Here is a 15281-nt window from a genome sequence, read left to right on the forward strand (position 1 = left end):
TTCAGCCCTCGGCGCCCGCGAAGATCAGGACGCGGATCGGCGTCGGATTGAAGCCGTTGCAGGGATTGTTGATCTGCGGACAATTCGAGATGACGCACAGGACATCCATCTCCGCCTTCAGCTCCACATAATCGCCGGGCTTGGAGACGCCATCCACGATCGCCAGCTCGCCGGAGGGCTCCACCGGCACATTCATGAAGAAATTGATGTTCGGCACGATGTCGCGCTTGGACATGCCGTGTTTGGAGACTTCAACCACGAAATTCTCGCGGCACGCGTGCAGATACTTGGTGTGGTGGCCGAAGCGCACCGTATTCGACTCGCAGGAGCACGCCCCCGCCGAGGTGTCGTGCCGCCCGCTCGTGTCGGCGGTGACGGTGAGCATGAGATGCCCCTCGTTGGAGATCAGCCGCGTGCCGGTGGAGACATAGGCCGAGCCCTGGACGCGCAGCGTGTCCTGGGAGGAATAGCGCTCGGCGAAGTCGTCGGCGCGGTAGAACAGGGTGTCCACCGCCTGCTGGCCTTCCAGGTCGATGATGCGGATGAATTGTCCGCGCTTGACGAGCCCGGACCAGGGCGCCTGGGCGGGAATGTCGTAGGCCGCGATGGCCTTGGCGGGATCGTGCACGGGGGCGGCGAAGAATGGGGTGCTGTTCATGTTCGCTCTCCCTCAGCGCGCGAGATTGTCGAAGCCGCGCACGGCTTCCTGGGTGGCGGTGCGGCACAGGTCGTCGGCGGCGGGGGCGGGCGCCTGGAAGCGCACCACTTCCACCGGCCTGGGCTCATAGGCCGGGTTCGGGTCGAGCGGATGGGGGCAGTTGGAGAGCGCGACCAGCACATCCATTTCCGCCCGCAGGTCGACGAAATCGCCCTGCTGGCGCTTGTCCTCCAGCCACACGAAGCCGCCCGCCTCATTGGTGCGCACGGGGGCGAAGAAGGTGATGCAGGGCGGAATGTCGCGCCGGTCGAGGCCGAGCTTTCCCGCCGCCAGGATGAAATTGTCCCGCGTGTTGCGCAGCGCCCCGGCGCCGTAGCGGGCGCGGTTGGAGGCCGGGGTGGAGCCGCCCATCAGGGCGTCATGGGCGCCGGTCGTGTCCTCGACGATGGAGAACATGACCTTGCCCATGTCGGAGAAGATCACCCGCCCCTTGCCGAGCGCCGCGGTCCATTGGACCTTCACCGTATCGGCATAGTTCAGCCGCTCGGACGTATCGGCGGCGTTCCAGGCGATCAGGGAGACGGCGGAGGGGCCTTCGGGTAGCGAGATGCGCAGCGCCTCGCCCGCCAGCACCTTCACGGTCCAGTACCAGCCGCCGGGAATGGTTTCCCGATGCAGCGGGCCGGGCGGGAGCATGACGCTCCAGCGCTCGGTGGGCGGCGGCAGGGCCAGGGGCGCGTGGTCCTGGCCGGCGGCCTTCAATTCCTCATAGCGGCGCTTGTTCGCCTCGATGAGGGCGCGTGTCTCGTCATTCATCGTCATGCGTCTCTCCTCAGACCGACAGAAGCGCCGGGTCGTCCCGGCCGGTGTCCTCGGGGGAGATCGGGCCGTCCCGATCGGAGGATGGAAGGGGCGGCCGGCCGGCGATGCGCCGGGGCCAGACCTCGATGTCGTGGGCGATGGTGGCGCCGAAGCGCTCGCGCTCTTCGTCCCGGTTGCGCTTGCGCTCGAAGGCGATCACCCGCGTCGCCAGCGTGAAGGCTTCCTTCAGGTCGTGAGTCACCATCACGACGCTCATCTCGCAGCTGTGCCAGAGCTTGAGCATGAGCGCGTGGATATCGCCGCGAATGCCGGGATCGAGCGCGCCGAACGGCTCGTCCAGCAGCAGGATCTTCGGTTTGCGCATGATCGCCTGGGCGAGCGCGAGGCGCTGCTGCATGCCGCCGGACAAGGCGGCGGGATATTTATCCTCCGCGCCGGCGAGCCCCACTTCGGCGATGAGGGCGCGTGCCTCCTCCCGCGCGCGCCGACGGGCCGCGCCGAACAGATGGCCGGTGAAGGGCGCGCCGGGAATTTCGGCGGCGAGCAGCACATTGCCCAGCACGGTCAGGTGCGGGAACACGCTGTAGCGCTGGAACACCACGCCCCGGTCGGCGCCCGGTTCCCCGGCGAGCGGCTTGCCGTCGATCAGCACGCGGCCGCGCGTCGCCGTCTCCTCGCTCAGGAGGATGCGGAGGAAGGTGGTCTTGCCGCAGCCGGAGGGACCGACCAAAGCGACGAAGGAGCGCGGCGCGAAATCGAGGGAGATATTCTCCAGCACGATCTGTTCGCCATATTCCTTCCAGAGATGCTCAACCCGGATCGCGGTCATTTCGCGCCTCCGAACCAGGGAAAGGCGACGTCGCGCAGCCGGGCGAGGGCGAAATCCATGATCACGGACAGCAATGTGATCCACGCCACATAGGGCAGGATCACATCCATGGAGAGATAGCGGCGCACCAGGAAGATGCGATAGCCGAGCCCGGAATCCGCCGCGATCGCTTCGGCCGCGATCAGGAACAGGAAGGCCGGGCCGAGCGAGAGCCGCACGCCGTCGATGAGGCGGGGCAGGATCTGCGGCAGCACGATGCGCAGCGCGATCTGCCAGGTGGAGGCGCCGAGCGTCTCCGCCTTGATGATCTGCTCGCGCGGCAATTCCTGCACCCGCATGGCAAGGTCGCGGATCAGGAACGGCGTCACGCCGATGACGATCAGCGCGATCTTGGAGGCTTCGCCAAGGCCCAGCACGATGAACAGGATCGGCAGCAAGGCGAGCGGCGGCACCATGGAGACCATGCCGACGAAGGAGGCGAGCAGCGCCCTCACACCCGGCAGCAGGCCGATGAGCATGCCCGCGACGAGCGCGATGACGGTGGAGAGCGCGAGCGCGGAAAACAGACGCTCCAGGCTCGCCAGCGTGTCCGACCACAAGATGTAGTCCCCGGTGCGGGCATCGGGAATGAAGGCGACGCGGGCAATGGCGTCGCCGATGGTCGCAAGGCTCGGCAGCAGCTTATCCGCCGGGTTTTCCGCCAGGCGCTCCGCCGAGCCGAGCACATAGGCGAGCAGCACCAGGGCGAACGGCAGGATCGCGAGCAGGAGCCCCGCCGTGCGGTCCGGTCTGCGGTTGATGAGACGCATGGAGGAAGGTCCGATCTGCCGTTGCCGTTTGTCGTCCCTCCCCCCTTGTGGGGGAGGGCAGGGAGGGGGGTGTCCCTCCGTTTATGCTGGCGAGGGAGGATGCTTGCGGCACCCTACCCCCCTCCCCACCGCTCCCCCGTGAAGGGGCAGGTGGCTCCGCAATCTGATTTCTCCCTCCCCCCTTGTGGGGGAGGGCAGGGAGGGGGGTGTCCCTCCGTTTATCCTGGTGAGGGGGAGGCTTGCGGCACCCTACCCCCTCCCCAACCCTCCCCCACAAGGGGGGAGGGGGCGCCGCGAATCTGATTTCTCCCTCCCCCCTTGTGGGGGAGGGCAGGGAGGGGGGTGTCCCTCCGTTTATGCTGGCGAGGGAGGATGCTTGCGGCACCCTACCCCCCTCCCCACCGCTCCCCCGCGAAGGGGGAGGTGGCTCCGCAATCTGATTTCTCCCTCCCCCCTTGTGGGGGAGGGCAGTGAGGGGGGTGTCCCTCCGTTTATGCTGGCGAGGGAGAGGCTTGCGGCACCCTACCCCCCTCCCCACCGCTCCCCCGCGAAGGGGGAGGTGGCTCCGCAATCTGATTTCTCCCTCCCCCCTTGTGGGGGAGGGCAGGGAGGGGGTGTCCCTCCGTTTATCCTGGCGAGGGAGATGCTTGTGGCACCCTATCCCCCTCCCCACCGCTCCCCCGTGAAGGGGGAGGTGGCTCCGCAATCTGATTTCTCCCTCCCCCCTTGTGGGGGAGGGCAGGGAGGGGGGTGTCTCTCCGTTATGCTGGCGAGGGAGGATGCTTGCGGCACCCTACCCCCCTCCCCAACCCTCCCCCACAAGGGGGGAGGGGGCTCCGCGAATCTGATTTCTCCCTTCTCCCGCAAGGGGGAGGGGGATGCGCGAGGCTAGAGCTTGCCGTCGGCGGCGGCGGCCATGTAGGTGTCGGTGAAGCGGAACTTCACGTTCTTCGCATCGCCGAGAATCTTGCCGTCGGCCAGCTCGATGCCCACCGCGTCGGCGGACTTGGCGTCGTTGCCGAGCAGCTTCTTCTCGAACAGGAACTTGCGCACCCGGTCCATGGTGGTGCCCACGGCCGGCGACTTCACGAAGGCGACGGCGTCGGAGGCCTTGTCGAACAGCTTGGTGGCGGCGAGCTGGCTTTCGAAGCCGGCGAGGTCGGTGCCGGAGGCCTTGCCCATGGCGGTGCGGGCGGCGATGCCGGCCTCGGTCTTGGCGGTGGTGAGCGCCATGGTCTCGTACCAGATGCCGACCAGCGCCTTGCCGAAGTCCGGATTGTCCTTGAGCGTCGCGGTGTTGGCCACCAGCAGGTCCATGATCTCGCCGGGGATCTTGGAGCTGTCGAACACGTTGTGGGCGTTCTTGTCGGCCAGGATCTCGGAGACCAGCGGGTTCCAGGTGACGACGGCGGTGACGGCCTTGGTCTTGTAGGCGGCGACCATGTCGGCGTCGGAGGTGTTGGTCACCTTCACGTCGCGCTCGCTCATCTTGATGGATTCGAGCGCGCGGGCGAGCAGGTAGTGGGAGACGGAGAACTCGACCAGATTGACCTTCTGTCCCTTGATGGCGGCAAGGTCGGTCTTGTTCTTGAGGATCACGGCGTCATTGCCGTTGGAGAAATCGCCGACGATCACGGCGGTGGTGTCCACGCCACCGGCGGCGGGCACGGAGAGCGTGTCCATATTGGTGACGGTCAGGGCATCGAAGGCGCCGGCCGTGTATTGGTTGATGGATTCGACGTAGTCGTTGAACTGGGTGACGTCGATCTTGATGCCGTATTTGTCGGCCCATTTCTTGACGATGCCGGTCTCGGCGGCATAGCCCCAGGGCATCCAGCCCACATAGATCGACCAGGCGACCTTGAATTCCTTCTTCGGCGCGGCGAGCGCCGGGGACGCGCCGGCGATCAGCGCGGCGGCACAGGCAAGGCCCAAGAATTTCGAGAAGCGAGAGCGCATATTCTATTCCCCTTCGTTAGGTCGAACGATGAGGAATTGGCGAGACTCCAGTGCCGCCAATTCCTTGGCCACCGAGGTCTCCCGGGCTTTTATCCCGCCGTGCACCCGGCCGGATGTCTCCCGGACCGGTGGCAGCTCTCGGACCAGCACACCGCGGGATGCGATGCCGGAACCCTAGCCGCCAACTCTGTCCTATCTTCAGCAAATCACGTGCCAGATGCGACCGACGCAGATTCAAGGGCTTCCGGCGCCGCCCGAGCGGGGGCCTGCACGCGAAAAGAGCAGTGTGGGTCAAAAAAGGGCAGAATTTGTTCTTCCGGCCACCCATGCATGCAAAAGGCCGCCGGCTCCGGACCCGCTGCCGCGCGCCTCAACCGAGCGCGACATGGGTGTCGGCGGAGACCCCGAGAAGCGCGGCCTGCGCATCCGCCGCCTTGTGCGCGGCATCGAGGGTCGCGGCCCATTCGTCGATGATGCTGGCATCATTGCCGGTGACATTGGCGAGGCTCAGCTGGTCCAGCGCCACGCCCTTCAGCGTATAGGTGCGCAGGTTTTCCGGCAGGGCGATCACCGTGGAGCCGTTGACCTCGCTCAGCACCACGCTGTCGGCCGACACCCAGCCGAAATTCAGCACGTCGGTCGAGGGCTGGAAGTCGGTGATCACCTCCTGCTTGCCCCAGTTCCAGGTGATGTCGATGGTCTCCGGCGCGTGGGCGACGGGTGCGGCGGAGACCACGCTGTCGAGCACGCCATTGCCGCCGATCACCGTGTCCGGCGTCAGGCTGGAGGCATTTGCGATGTCCGAGAACGACTTGCCCTGCACCCAGCTCTCGTAGGCGGCCTTCACGAGGCTCTCCGCGCTGCCGGTCGCATCGCCCGAGAGATCGTAGAACATCATGCCGCCGAGCCCCTGGGACTGGGCCCATTCCGCCTTCATGGCCACCGAGGCGGGGGTCTCGACCGAGGAGAAGATGCCGAGCTTGGCATTGTAGACATAGGCCGCCTGGGCGTCGTCGTCCCAATAGAGCGACCAGCCGCTGTTGGGATCCTGAAGCTTGGCGAGGATGTCGGCATAATCATAATGGCCGACCGAGGAGCCGACGGGAAATCCCGTGCTGGCGGCATCGAGCCCGCCGTCGCCGCCGTCCGCCACCCCGCTCCAGGCGGCGGTATAGAGCGGCGCGCCGAGCACCATCTTGCCGGGGTCGATGCCCTGGACGAGATATTGCGCCACCGCGCTTTCGATGCCCGTTCCATCGGCGGAATCCACCAGCGGCGCGAGATGCCCGGTGGTGGTCTCCCAGGTGCCGTGGAAGTCGTAGGCCATCACATTGAACCAATCCACATAGGGATCGAGGCCCGCGAGATTGAAATTGGCGATCTTGGTCGCGCCCACCGGGGAGGCGACGGAAATGGTGTAGTCGCGCCCGGTCTCCGCCTCCAGCCCGTCGAGCGCATGGCGCAGATCCGCGACCAGCAAAGCGTAATTGGCGCCATCGTCCGGGCGCACGGAATTGCCCGCCGCGCCTTCCCCGCCGGGAAACTCCCAGTCGAGGTCCACGCCGTCGAACATGGGATAGGTCTTCAGGAAATCCACCACCGACTGCGCGAACGTGTCCCGCCCCTCGGCGGTCGCGGCGGCGTCGCTGAAATGGCCGGAGAGGGTCCAGCCGCCGATCATCATGGAGACCTTCAGGTCGGGATGCTCCGCCTTCAGTTCCACGATCTGGTTGAAGCTGCCCGCCAGGCCCTGGCCCGCCTTGTCGGCGATGCCGTCCACGCTGTCGGCGGCGGAAAACAGCATCTGCGTGTCGCTATAGGGATCGAACAGCACCATGCGGCCGCTGGCATCGATATTGGCCGAGGCATAGATGAGATTGGTGAGCTGGTCGGCGGGCACGTCGGAGATGGTGTAATTGTGGTCGTAGACCGTCCAGTCGGCATAATAGCCGGCGAGGATGGGTCCTTTCGCGCCGCTCGCGGGGGTATCCGCGGGCGGGACCTCCACGACGGGCGGCGTTTCCACCACCGGCGTTTCCGTGACAGGCGTTTCCGTAACAGGCGTGTCCGCCGCCGGCGGCTGCGTTGCCGGGGGCTGGGCCACCGGCGTTTCGGCCACCGGTGTTTCGGCCACGGGAGTGTCGACGACAGGGGTGTCGACGACGGGCAGATCAACGGCGGGCGGCGTGGGGGGAAGCGGCTCGGCCGGGGGGACCACCGGCGCCTGCGGGCCGGTCGTGCCGCCCGCGTCATCATGCGCCGCATGGGCGGCGGTGAGCGCGGTGGACCAGGCCATCAGCGTGGAGGCATCGTCGGCGCTGATGTTGGACAAGGAGAGTTCGGCCAGGGCGACGCCGCTCAGCGTATAGGTCTGGTCGCTGGCCGGAAGGGCGATCACCGTCGAGCCGTTCACCTCCGACAGGGTGAAGTTGGCGGCGCCCATCCAGCCGAAATCCAGCATGTCGTGGGCGGGATCGAAGGCGACGGTCTCGTGGGTCGCCCAGCCCCACTGGATGTCCACCTCCTTGCCGAGCCCCGCATTGCCGCCGAAGGCCCCGTCGCCGGGATCGAGGATGCGGCTCCAGGCCACCAGCGCCGAGGCATTCAGCGCGGCGATATTGGCGAGTGAAAGCTCAGCCAGGGTGACACCGCGCAGCGTATAGGTTTCGGCGCTGGAGGGAATGGAAATCACCACCGAGCCGGCGACTTCCGCCACCGTGAACGTGTCGGCCGTGAACCAGCCGAAATCCAGCGTATCCCGCGTGGGGTCGAAGTCGAGCACGGTATTCGTGCCCCACGCCCAGGTCAGGGCCGTGACGACGGCGGGGTCGCCCTGTTGGCGCTGCGCTTCCGCGTCCCATTCGTCATCGTTCAGCGTGCTCGTCACGGTTCCAGTGTTCCCGCTCGACATGCCCGCCTCCCGCCCCGCCACCAACTAATGCATTTGATCTGAATCATTAACGCTTGCGGGTGACGCCAGCATGGCGGAAGCCAGTGGGGATTGTCGAGCGCCTTTTACAGGCGAAATGCTCAACCAATTGGTTTATTCATGAAAATTTAACCAATCAGTATTTTCCACAGGACAGTAAAGAAGGCTTTGGCCCCGCGCGAAGACGCTGGTTGCAAGGAGGTAGCATGGTGTCCGGCCGCTGACGCCGTCGGGCGCGACCGGGTCCGCCCGATGCGCACGCCGTCCAAGCGCGCGGGGCATCTCGGATGCGCACGCCGTCCAACGGCGCGCCACCTCGGCCCCAGGCGCGCGGCCCGCACTTGACGCTGTCTCCGCGCAGCCGGAGATTGCGCTCCGACAGCAGACAGGAATTTCATGTTCGATTCCATGAAGATCGAGCGCAGTCTCGACAAGGCGAGCTTCAAGGCCCTGGAACCCGGCCTGCGCGAGGGGCTGCTGGACCTCCAGTCCGAGCTGATCGCGCAGAAGCGATCCACCATCCTCATTCTTATCAATGGCGCGGATGGCGTGGGCAAGGGCGCAATTCTCAACCAGCTCTACGGCTGGCTGGATGCGCGCAAGCTCGCGACCCTCACCTATGAGGCGCCGACCGACGAGGAGCGGGCGCGCCCGGCGGTCTGGAAATATTGGCGCGACATGCCGGCCCACGGGGAAATCGGCATCGTCCTCGGCTCCTGGTATCACACCCCGCTCGAAACCCATGCCCTCGGCGGGCCGGACGGGGCGGAGCTGACCCAGGCGCTCGATGCGATCAATCATTTCGAGGCCATGCTTCATGCCGAAGGCGTGCTGCTGCTGAAACTGTGGCTCTATCTCGATCCCGAGGACGCCAAGGCGCGGCTGAAGGCGCTGGACGAGGGCCCCTACGACCGGCCGGTGGTGCGGGAATGGGCGCGCATCACCAGCAGGAAGACACGCCGCCGGCTGGAGGCGAGCGCCGCCGAGGCGTTCCGGCAGACCTCCACCGGCATCGCGCCCTGGACCATCGTGCCGGCGGCCGATCCCCATTATTGCGCGATCGCGGTCGGCAATGCGCTGATGGAACTCCTGGTACGGGCGACCGCCCTGCCGCCGGCGGCGTGCGCGGTCCCCGTGCCGGCCAGCCCGCCGGACCATCCCCCGCCAAGCCCGGCGGCGCTGCCGGCGGTCAGCATCCTCTCCACCCTGGATTTCACCCGCAAGCTCGACGAGGCGAGCTATCGCGCGCAGATCGACACGGAAAAGCAGCGCATCACCCACCTCACCAATTCGCGCGCCTTCGCCAAGCGGGGGCTTGTCTGCGCGTTCGAGGGCAGCGATGCGGCCGGCAAGAGCAGCACCATCATGCGCCTGCGCGAGGCGCTGGACCCGCGCCGTTTCCGCGTCCACCCCATTTCCGCCCCCACCGATGAGGAGCGCGCGCGGCCCTATCTGTGGCGCTTCTGGCGGCGCATTCCCGCGCGCGGCTCCACCGCCGTGTTCGACCGCTCCTGGTATGGCCGGGTGCTGGTGGAGCGGGTGGAGAAACTGATCCCGGAGGAGGATTGGAGCCGGGCCTATGGCGAGATCAATGATTTCGAGCGCCAGCTGCACGAGGGCGGCTATGTGCTGGCGAAATTCTGGCTCGCCATCAGCCCGGACGAGCAGGCGCGCCGCTTCGCCGCGCGCGAGCGCGTCGCCTACAAGCGCTTCAAGCTGACGCCGGAGGATTGGCGCAACCGGGAGAAATGGCCGCTGTACGAACAGGCGGTCACCGACATGGTGGACCGCACCAGCACCTTCTATGCCCCCTGGACCCTGGTGGAGGCCGAGAACAAGCATTTCGCCCGGGTGAAGGTGCTGCGCACCATCGCCGACCGGCTGGAAGAGGCGCTGGGCTGAGGCCGGCGGGGCCTGCCGGGCGCGGGCGCCCGGCGGCCTCGGCCGTGCGACGCGGCATCGCCGGCCTCAATGCATGTGCAACCCGCCGTTCACATCGAGGACAGCGCCGGTGACATAGCTGGAAAGGTCGCTGGCCAGGAACAGGCAGGCGTCGGCGATTTCTTCCGCGCGGGCCAGCCGGCCCATGGGCACGGCTTCTTCCACCGCGCGCCGCCGCTCCGGGGTGAGCTGGCCCTGGAAAATATCGGTATCCACCAGCCCCGGCGCGATCGCATTGACGCGGATGCCGTCGGCGGCCAGCTCGCGCGCCATGGACTTGGCGAGGCTATGCACGCCCCCCTTCGCGGCGGCATAATGCGGGCCGCCGAACACCCCGCCGCCCCGCAGGGCCGCGAGCGAGCCGATGCACACGATCACGCCGGCCCGCCGCGTGCGGAAATAGGGCACGATGGCCTGGCTCATGTTGAAGGTGCCGCGCAGGCTCGCGTCCATCACCAGGTCGTAATTGGCGCGGTCCACGTCCATCAGGCGGGTGGGCTGGCTGACGCCGGCATTGTTCACCACGATGTCCAGCGCGCCGAAATGGGCGAGCACGGCATCGACGGCATGGGCGCATTGCGCCGGATCGGTGACATTGCAGGCCAGGCCCAGATGCGCGGTGCCGAGGCGCGCCGCGGCGTCGGCGGCGGCCTTGCCGTCCAGGTCGAAGATGGCGATGCGCGCGCCTTCGCGGGCGAAGCGGGTCGCGGTGGCAAAGCCGATCCCGCGCGGCGTGGCCGCGCCGGTGACGACCACGACCTTTCCTTCCAGCAACATGATGATGTCCCTTGATTGTTGGGGGCCGGTGCCGGCGGCAGACGCGGCACCGGCTTTTTTGTCCTCAGCCGCGCTTGACCAGCGGGCAGGAGCCCTTTTCCATCGACTGGAAGGCCTCGTCGCCGGGCACCACGGCTTTGACGATCATGTCGTCCCACGGATACTTGGACTCTTCCGGCTTCTTCACCTGGAGCAGGTACATGTCGTGCACCATGCGGCCATCGGGGCGGATGATGCCGTTCTTGGCGAACATGTCGTTCACCGGAGTCTTGCGCATCGCCGCCATCACCTTGTCGCTGTCCTTGGACCCGACGGCGGCAACCGCCTTCAGATAGTGCAGCACCGAGGAATAGTCCGCCGCCTGGGTGACGGTGGGCATGCGGCCGACCTTCTCGAAGAAGCGCTTGGACCAGGCGCGGGTCTCGTCGTTGAGATCCCAGTAGAAGCCTTCGGTGTAGAGCAGGCCCTGGGCGGTCTTCAGGCCGATGGAGTGCATGTCGGTGATGTAGCCGCCGAGCACGGCGAGGCGCTGCTTGCCGTCCTTGGTGATCTTGAATTCCTCGGCCTGCTTCACCGCATTGATGGTGTCGCCGCCGGAATTGGCGAGCGCGATCACCTTGGCGCCGGAGGATTTGGCGCTGAGCAGGAAGGCGGAGAAGTCCGGCGTGTTGAGCGGCGTCTTCACCGAGCCGATCACCTTGCCGCCGGCGTCCTTGACGATCTGCGCGGTGTCCTTCTCCAGCGCCAGGCCGAAGGCATAGTCGGTGGTGAGGAAGAACCAGGTGTCGCCGCCGTCCTTCAGGATCGCCTTGCCGGTGACGTTGGCCCAGGAGATCGTGTCGAAGGCGTAGTGGATGGAATAGGGCGTGCACTTGTCGTTGGAGATGCGCGAGGTGGCGGCGCCGACGACGATGGCGATCTTCTTGAGCGAAGCGGCGATGTCCACCACCGCGATGGCGACGGCCGAGTTGGAAATATCGGTGATCATGTCGACATGATCGGTCTCGTACCATTGCCGGGCGATGCCGGCGCCGATGTCGGCCTTGTTCTGGGTGTCGGCATAGACGAGGCCGATGGGCTCGCCCAGCACCTTGCCGCCGAAATCATCGATGGCCATCTGAACGGCGGTCACGGAGCCCTGGCCGGAAATATCCGAGAACAGGCCGGACATGTCGGTGAGCACGCCGATCTTCACGCCCTCTGCGGCATGCGCCGTGCCGAACGGCAGGGCGGCTGCGAGGGCCACCGCGAGCGCGGGAAGCGAGAACAGTTTCTTCATTTTGGACGATCTCCCCTTACGTTTTGTTTTTCACTTTTGACTGCTTGTGCATACGTATGCATCCACAGGCCCGCGCGCGTGTCAATGGGCGTTCTCCCGGCGCGCGCGGTGTTATTCCGCCGGGTGTTTTGCGGCGATGAGCGCAGACGAGCGCACGATCAGTTCACCCGGAAGCCGCTCGGTGACGGCCTTGCGCTTGGTCTTGCGCTCCGGGTCGAACAGCAGCGCCAGGGCGCGCTCGATCATGGCGTCGATCGGCTGGCGCACCGTGGTGAGCTGGTAGCTCGGCCAGGAGGCCGAGGGGATATCGTCGAAGCCGACGATGGAGAGGTCCTGCGGCACGCGCAGGCCGAGTTCGAAGCGCGCCGCGTCCAGCGCCCCCATGGCCATCACGTCGCTGACGCAGACGATGGCATTGGGCCGCCTGCGGAAACGCAGCAGGCGCAGGGCGGCGGCGAAGCCGCCCTCATAGGTGTTGCTGCCCATCTCGTCGCCGACCAGGGACAGGCCGTGGCGCCCCAGCGCCTCCTCCAGCCCCTGCTTGCGCTCGATATGGGTCGAGGTGTCGGCCCGCCCGCCGATGATGGCGAAGCGGTCGTGCTCCGCCTCGATCAGGCGCTCCGTCAGGTCGAAGGAGGCCTGCACATTGGCGCAGCACACCGAGCAGACCGCCTCCTTGTAGGTGGCGCGGTTGAACAGCACGACCGGCGTCTTGTTGCGCTCGCACGCATTGGCCATCTTGCTGGACAGGGCCGAGGACGTGATGATGACCCCTTCCACCTGATATTGCAGGAGAAACGGCAGCACGTCGTCCACTTCCCCGCCCGGCGGCACGGTGAACAGCAGCACCCGCTTGCCGCGCTTCTGCAACGCCGCGACGAAGCCGTTCAGCACCGTCGGATAGAACGGGTTGAGCAGGTCCCCCATCACCAGGCCGACGATGTTGGACTTGTTGCTCAGAAGGCTGCGCGCCAGCTCGTTGGGCGTATAGCCGATGCTCTGCGCGGTCGAGAGAATGCGCTCGCGGGTATCGCTCGAAATGCGCTCGTCGCCGGCGAGCGCCCGCGAGACCGTGGATTGCGAGACGCCCGCGGCGCGCGCCACGTCGCGCGAGGTAATCTTGCTCATCCGTCCTCCGCACTGGCCCGGCGCATCCGCGCGGCCACGTTATAGCCCGGTCGATCCCGGCGTTCCAAACGGCGGGGCGCAGGCGAGGACCTGCCCGCCGGGCGAAGCGGACGGGCTGCGCCCGCCCGGCCGCCGGGCCTTCATGTGGCCCTGCGCGCTGCGCCGCCGGTCGCGGCGCGATTGGCGTGGGCGCGCCATTTCAGAAGTCCGTGCTGGGTCGCGGCGCGGGCGTGAACCGCCCGTCCGCCCGTCGCCGCCGCCAGAAGGCGGGGAGCTTGGCGAGCCGGTCGAGCTCGCCCACGATCCCGCGCCGGAAGGCGAGCACGCAGACCACGAAGATGGCGCCCTGGATGATCGTGACCCAGGAACCGAACTGGGCCAGATATTGCTGCATGCCGGTGACGATCAGCGCGCCCATGACGGGCCCGGTCAGCGTTCCCGCGCCGCCGAGCACGGTCATCAGCACCGCTTCGCCCGAGGCTTGCCAGCTGACGTCGGTGAGCGAGGCGAGCTGGAACACCAGCGCCTTGGTGGCCCCGCCCAAACCCGCCACGCCGGCGGAGATCACGAAGGCGGCGAGCTTCACGTGACGCGTCTTGATGCCGAGCGAGGTGGCCTTGATGTCATTGTCCCGCACCGCCCGCAGCACCTGGCCGAACGGGGAATTGATGGTGCGGTAGATGATCAGGAAGCCGATCAGGAACACCCCCATGACGAAATAATACATCGCCATGTGGCTGCCGAGCGGGATCAACCCGAACAGATCGCCGCGCGGCACGCTCTGGATGCCGTCCTCGCCGCCGGTGAACTCGGCCTGGAGGCAGAAGAAGAACACCATCTGCGCCAGCGCCAGCGTGATCATGGAGAAATAGATCCCCTGCCGGCGGATCGCCAGCCAGCCGAACGCCGCGCCCAGCACGATCGCGACGGCGGTGCCGGCGAGGATCGAGAGTTCCGGTGTCAGGCCCCAGTATTTCGCCGATTCCGCCGTCACATAGGAGGCGATGCCGAAATAGGCGGCATGGCCGAAGGAGAGCAGGCCGGCAAAGCCGAACAGCAGGTTGAAGGAGCAGGCGAACAGGGCGAAGCACAACACCTTCATGGCGAACAGCGGGTAGACCATGAAGGGGAACACCGCGAGCGCCGCGATGCCGAGCGCCCAGGCGAGGACCTGGCGCCGGCGCGCGGCGGCCGCCCGGGCGGCGAGGGGCGCGGTCACGGGCGTGGTAACGGGACTTGCCATGAGCATGGTCACGCCCTCCTTCCGAACAGGCCGGCCGGCTTCACCAGCAGGACGCAGGCCATGAGGACAAATACGACGGTGCTGGACGCGGCGGGATAGAACACCTTGGTCAATCCCTCCACGAACCCCACCAGGAAGCCGGAGACGATGGCGCCCGACATGGAGCCGAGGCCGCCGATCACCACCACCGCGAACACCACGATGATGATGTTGGAGCCCATCAGCGGGCTCACCTGGTAGATCGGCGCGGCGAGCACCCCGGCGACGGCGGCGAGCGCGACGCCGAGGCCGTAGGTGAGGTTGATCATCTTCGACACGTCGATGCCGAACGCCCGCACCAGGTGGGGTTTCTCCGTCGCCGCGCGCAGATAGGAGCCGAGGCGGGTGCGCTCGAACATGTACCAGACCGCGAAGCAGATGCTGATGGAGGCCACCAGCACCCAGGCGCGATACGTGGGCATGTACATGAAGCCGAGATCCCAGCCCCCGCGCAGTTCGGCGGGGATGGCATAGGGCTGGCCGGAGGAGCCGAGCTTCTGGCGGAAGCTGCCTTCCAGCAGTAGGGCGAGGCCGAAGGTCAGGAGCAGGCCGTAGGCCGGGTCGAGCGCATAGACCCGCCGGAGCACGAAGCGTTCCAGCAGCAGGCCGAACGCGCCGACGATCAGGGGCGCCAGCAGCAGCGCGGCCCAATAATTGACGCCCAGGGTCTGGAGCAGGATCCAGGCCAGCATGGCGCCGAGCATGTATTGCGCGCCATGCACAAAATTGACGATGTTGAGCATGCCGAAAATCAAGGCGAGGCCAAGGCTCAGCATCGCATAGAAGGCGCCGTTGATGAGGCCCAGCATGAGCTGGCCCATGAACGCCTCAATGGAGAGATTGTAGAGGGTATCCAATATATTATGCA

12 protein-coding genes and 1 riboswitch are annotated in these 15281 nt (G+C 66.7%); of the genes, 1 reads left to right on the top strand and 11 read right to left on the bottom strand.

Features of this window, described 5'->3' with window-relative positions:
* Position 1 precedes the first annotated feature (1 nt).
* The 6 genes from V5F84_RS02420 to V5F84_RS02445 all read right to left on the bottom strand — a co-directional run bounded on the left by V5F84_RS02420 (position 2) and on the right by V5F84_RS02445 (position 7988).
* A complete protein-coding gene (locus tag V5F84_RS02420; protein ID WP_394043256.1) occupies positions 2–658 on the bottom strand; it encodes an urea amidolyase associated protein UAAP2 in 657 nt (218 codons plus the stop codon).
* Between the two features lie 12 nt (positions 659–670).
* On the bottom strand, positions 671–1474 hold the full coding sequence (locus V5F84_RS02425) for an urea amidolyase associated protein UAAP1 (RefSeq protein WP_394043348.1): 804 nt from the start codon (positions 1472–1474) through the stop codon (positions 671–673).
* A gap of 16 nt (positions 1475–1490) precedes the next feature.
* Positions 1491–2309 carry an ATP-binding cassette domain-containing protein gene (locus V5F84_RS02430; RefSeq protein ID WP_394043257.1) on the bottom strand — a complete coding sequence of 273 codons (819 nt, stop codon included), beginning with the start codon at positions 2307–2309 and terminating at the stop codon, positions 1491–1493.
* Positions 2306–3118 carry an ABC transporter permease gene (locus V5F84_RS02435; protein WP_394043258.1) on the bottom strand — a complete coding sequence of 271 codons (813 nt, stop codon included), beginning with the start codon at positions 3116–3118 and terminating at the stop codon, positions 2306–2308. Before V5F84_RS02435 ends, V5F84_RS02430 begins: the two co-directional genes overlap by 4 nt.
* An 888-nt stretch (positions 3119–4006) precedes the next feature.
* Positions 4007–5077 carry a putative urea ABC transporter substrate-binding protein gene (locus V5F84_RS02440; protein ID WP_394043259.1) on the bottom strand — a complete coding sequence of 357 codons (1071 nt, stop codon included), beginning with the start codon at positions 5075–5077 and terminating at the stop codon, positions 4007–4009.
* 76 nt (positions 5078–5153) lie between these two features.
* Positions 5154–5266, bottom strand: a riboswitch (guanidine-I (ykkC/yxkD leader).
* A gap of 181 nt (positions 5267–5447) precedes the next feature.
* The gene (locus V5F84_RS02445) at positions 5448–7988 is read right to left on the bottom strand and encodes a glycoside hydrolase family 18 protein (protein WP_394043260.1); all 2541 of its coding nucleotides are present in this window, start codon (positions 7986–7988) and stop codon (positions 5448–5450) included.
* 414 nt (positions 7989–8402) lie between these two features.
* Here V5F84_RS02445 and pap point away from each other — a divergent pair, with 414 nt between their 5' ends.
* Entirely contained in the window at positions 8403–9908 is a 1506-nt protein-coding gene (pap, locus tag V5F84_RS02450; protein ID WP_394043261.1) for a polyphosphate:AMP phosphotransferase, read from the top strand.
* A 66-nt stretch (positions 9909–9974) separates the two neighbouring features.
* On the opposite strand, the gene V5F84_RS02455 is transcribed toward pap, so the two are convergent.
* The 5 genes from V5F84_RS02455 to V5F84_RS02475 all read right to left on the bottom strand — a co-directional run bounded on the left by V5F84_RS02455 (position 9975) and on the right by V5F84_RS02475 (position 15270).
* Entirely contained in the window at positions 9975–10724 is a 750-nt protein-coding gene (locus tag V5F84_RS02455; protein WP_394043262.1) for an SDR family NAD(P)-dependent oxidoreductase, read from the bottom strand.
* 64 nt (positions 10725–10788) lie between these two features.
* Positions 10789–12003 carry an ABC transporter substrate-binding protein gene (locus V5F84_RS02460; protein WP_394043263.1) on the bottom strand — a complete coding sequence of 405 codons (1215 nt, stop codon included), beginning with the start codon at positions 12001–12003 and terminating at the stop codon, positions 10789–10791.
* A gap of 111 nt (positions 12004–12114) precedes the next feature.
* Positions 12115–13131, bottom strand: a complete 1017-nt coding sequence (locus V5F84_RS02465; protein WP_394043264.1) for a LacI family DNA-binding transcriptional regulator — start codon at positions 13129–13131, stop codon at positions 12115–12117.
* Positions 13132–13330: 199 nt separating this feature from the next.
* Entirely contained in the window at positions 13331–14374 is a 1044-nt protein-coding gene (locus tag V5F84_RS02470; protein ID WP_394043265.1) for a branched-chain amino acid ABC transporter permease, read from the bottom strand.
* Between the two features lie 8 nt (positions 14375–14382).
* Positions 14383–15270 carry a branched-chain amino acid ABC transporter permease gene (locus V5F84_RS02475; RefSeq protein WP_394043349.1) on the bottom strand — a complete coding sequence of 296 codons (888 nt, stop codon included), beginning with the start codon at positions 15268–15270 and terminating at the stop codon, positions 14383–14385.
* Between the last annotated feature and the right edge of the window lie 11 nt (positions 15271–15281).

The organism is Roseixanthobacter liquoris (genome assembly GCF_043195135.2).
In the GTDB taxonomy this organism is placed as follows: Bacteria; Pseudomonadota; Alphaproteobacteria; order Rhizobiales; family Xanthobacteraceae; genus NCEH01.

Bases quoted from the DNA above. Each gene is read 5' to 3' on its own strand.
- V5F84_RS02420 (WP_394043256.1), bottom strand. From the start codon at position 658: ATGAACAGCACCCCATTCTTCGCCGCCCCCGTGCACGATCCCGCCAAG.
- V5F84_RS02425 (WP_394043348.1), bottom strand. From the start codon at position 1,474: ATGAATGACGAGACACGCGCCCTCATCGAGGCGAACAAGCGCCGCTAT.
- V5F84_RS02430 (WP_394043257.1), bottom strand. From the start codon at position 2,309: ATGACCGCGATCCGGGTTGAGCATCTCTGGAAGGAATATGGCGAACAG.
- V5F84_RS02435 (WP_394043258.1), bottom strand. From the start codon at position 3,118: ATGCGTCTCATCAACCGCAGACCGGACCGCACGGCGGGGCTCCTGCTC.
- V5F84_RS02440 (WP_394043259.1), bottom strand. From the start codon at position 5,077: ATGCGCTCTCGCTTCTCGAAATTCTTGGGCCTTGCCTGTGCCGCCGCG.
- V5F84_RS02445 (WP_394043260.1), bottom strand. From the start codon at position 7,988: ATGTCGAGCGGGAACACTGGAACCGTGACGAGCACGCTGAACGATGAC.
- pap (WP_394043261.1), top strand. From the start codon at position 8,403: ATGTTCGATTCCATGAAGATCGAGCGCAGTCTCGACAAGGCGAGCTTC.
- V5F84_RS02455 (WP_394043262.1), bottom strand. From the start codon at position 10,724: ATGTTGCTGGAAGGAAAGGTCGTGGTCGTCACCGGCGCGGCCACGCCG.
- V5F84_RS02460 (WP_394043263.1), bottom strand. From the start codon at position 12,003: ATGAAGAAACTGTTCTCGCTTCCCGCGCTCGCGGTGGCCCTCGCAGCC.
- V5F84_RS02465 (WP_394043264.1), bottom strand. From the start codon at position 13,131: ATGAGCAAGATTACCTCGCGCGACGTGGCGCGCGCCGCGGGCGTCTCG.
- V5F84_RS02470 (WP_394043265.1), bottom strand. From the start codon at position 14,374: ATGGCAAGTCCCGTTACCACGCCCGTGACCGCGCCCCTCGCCGCCCGG.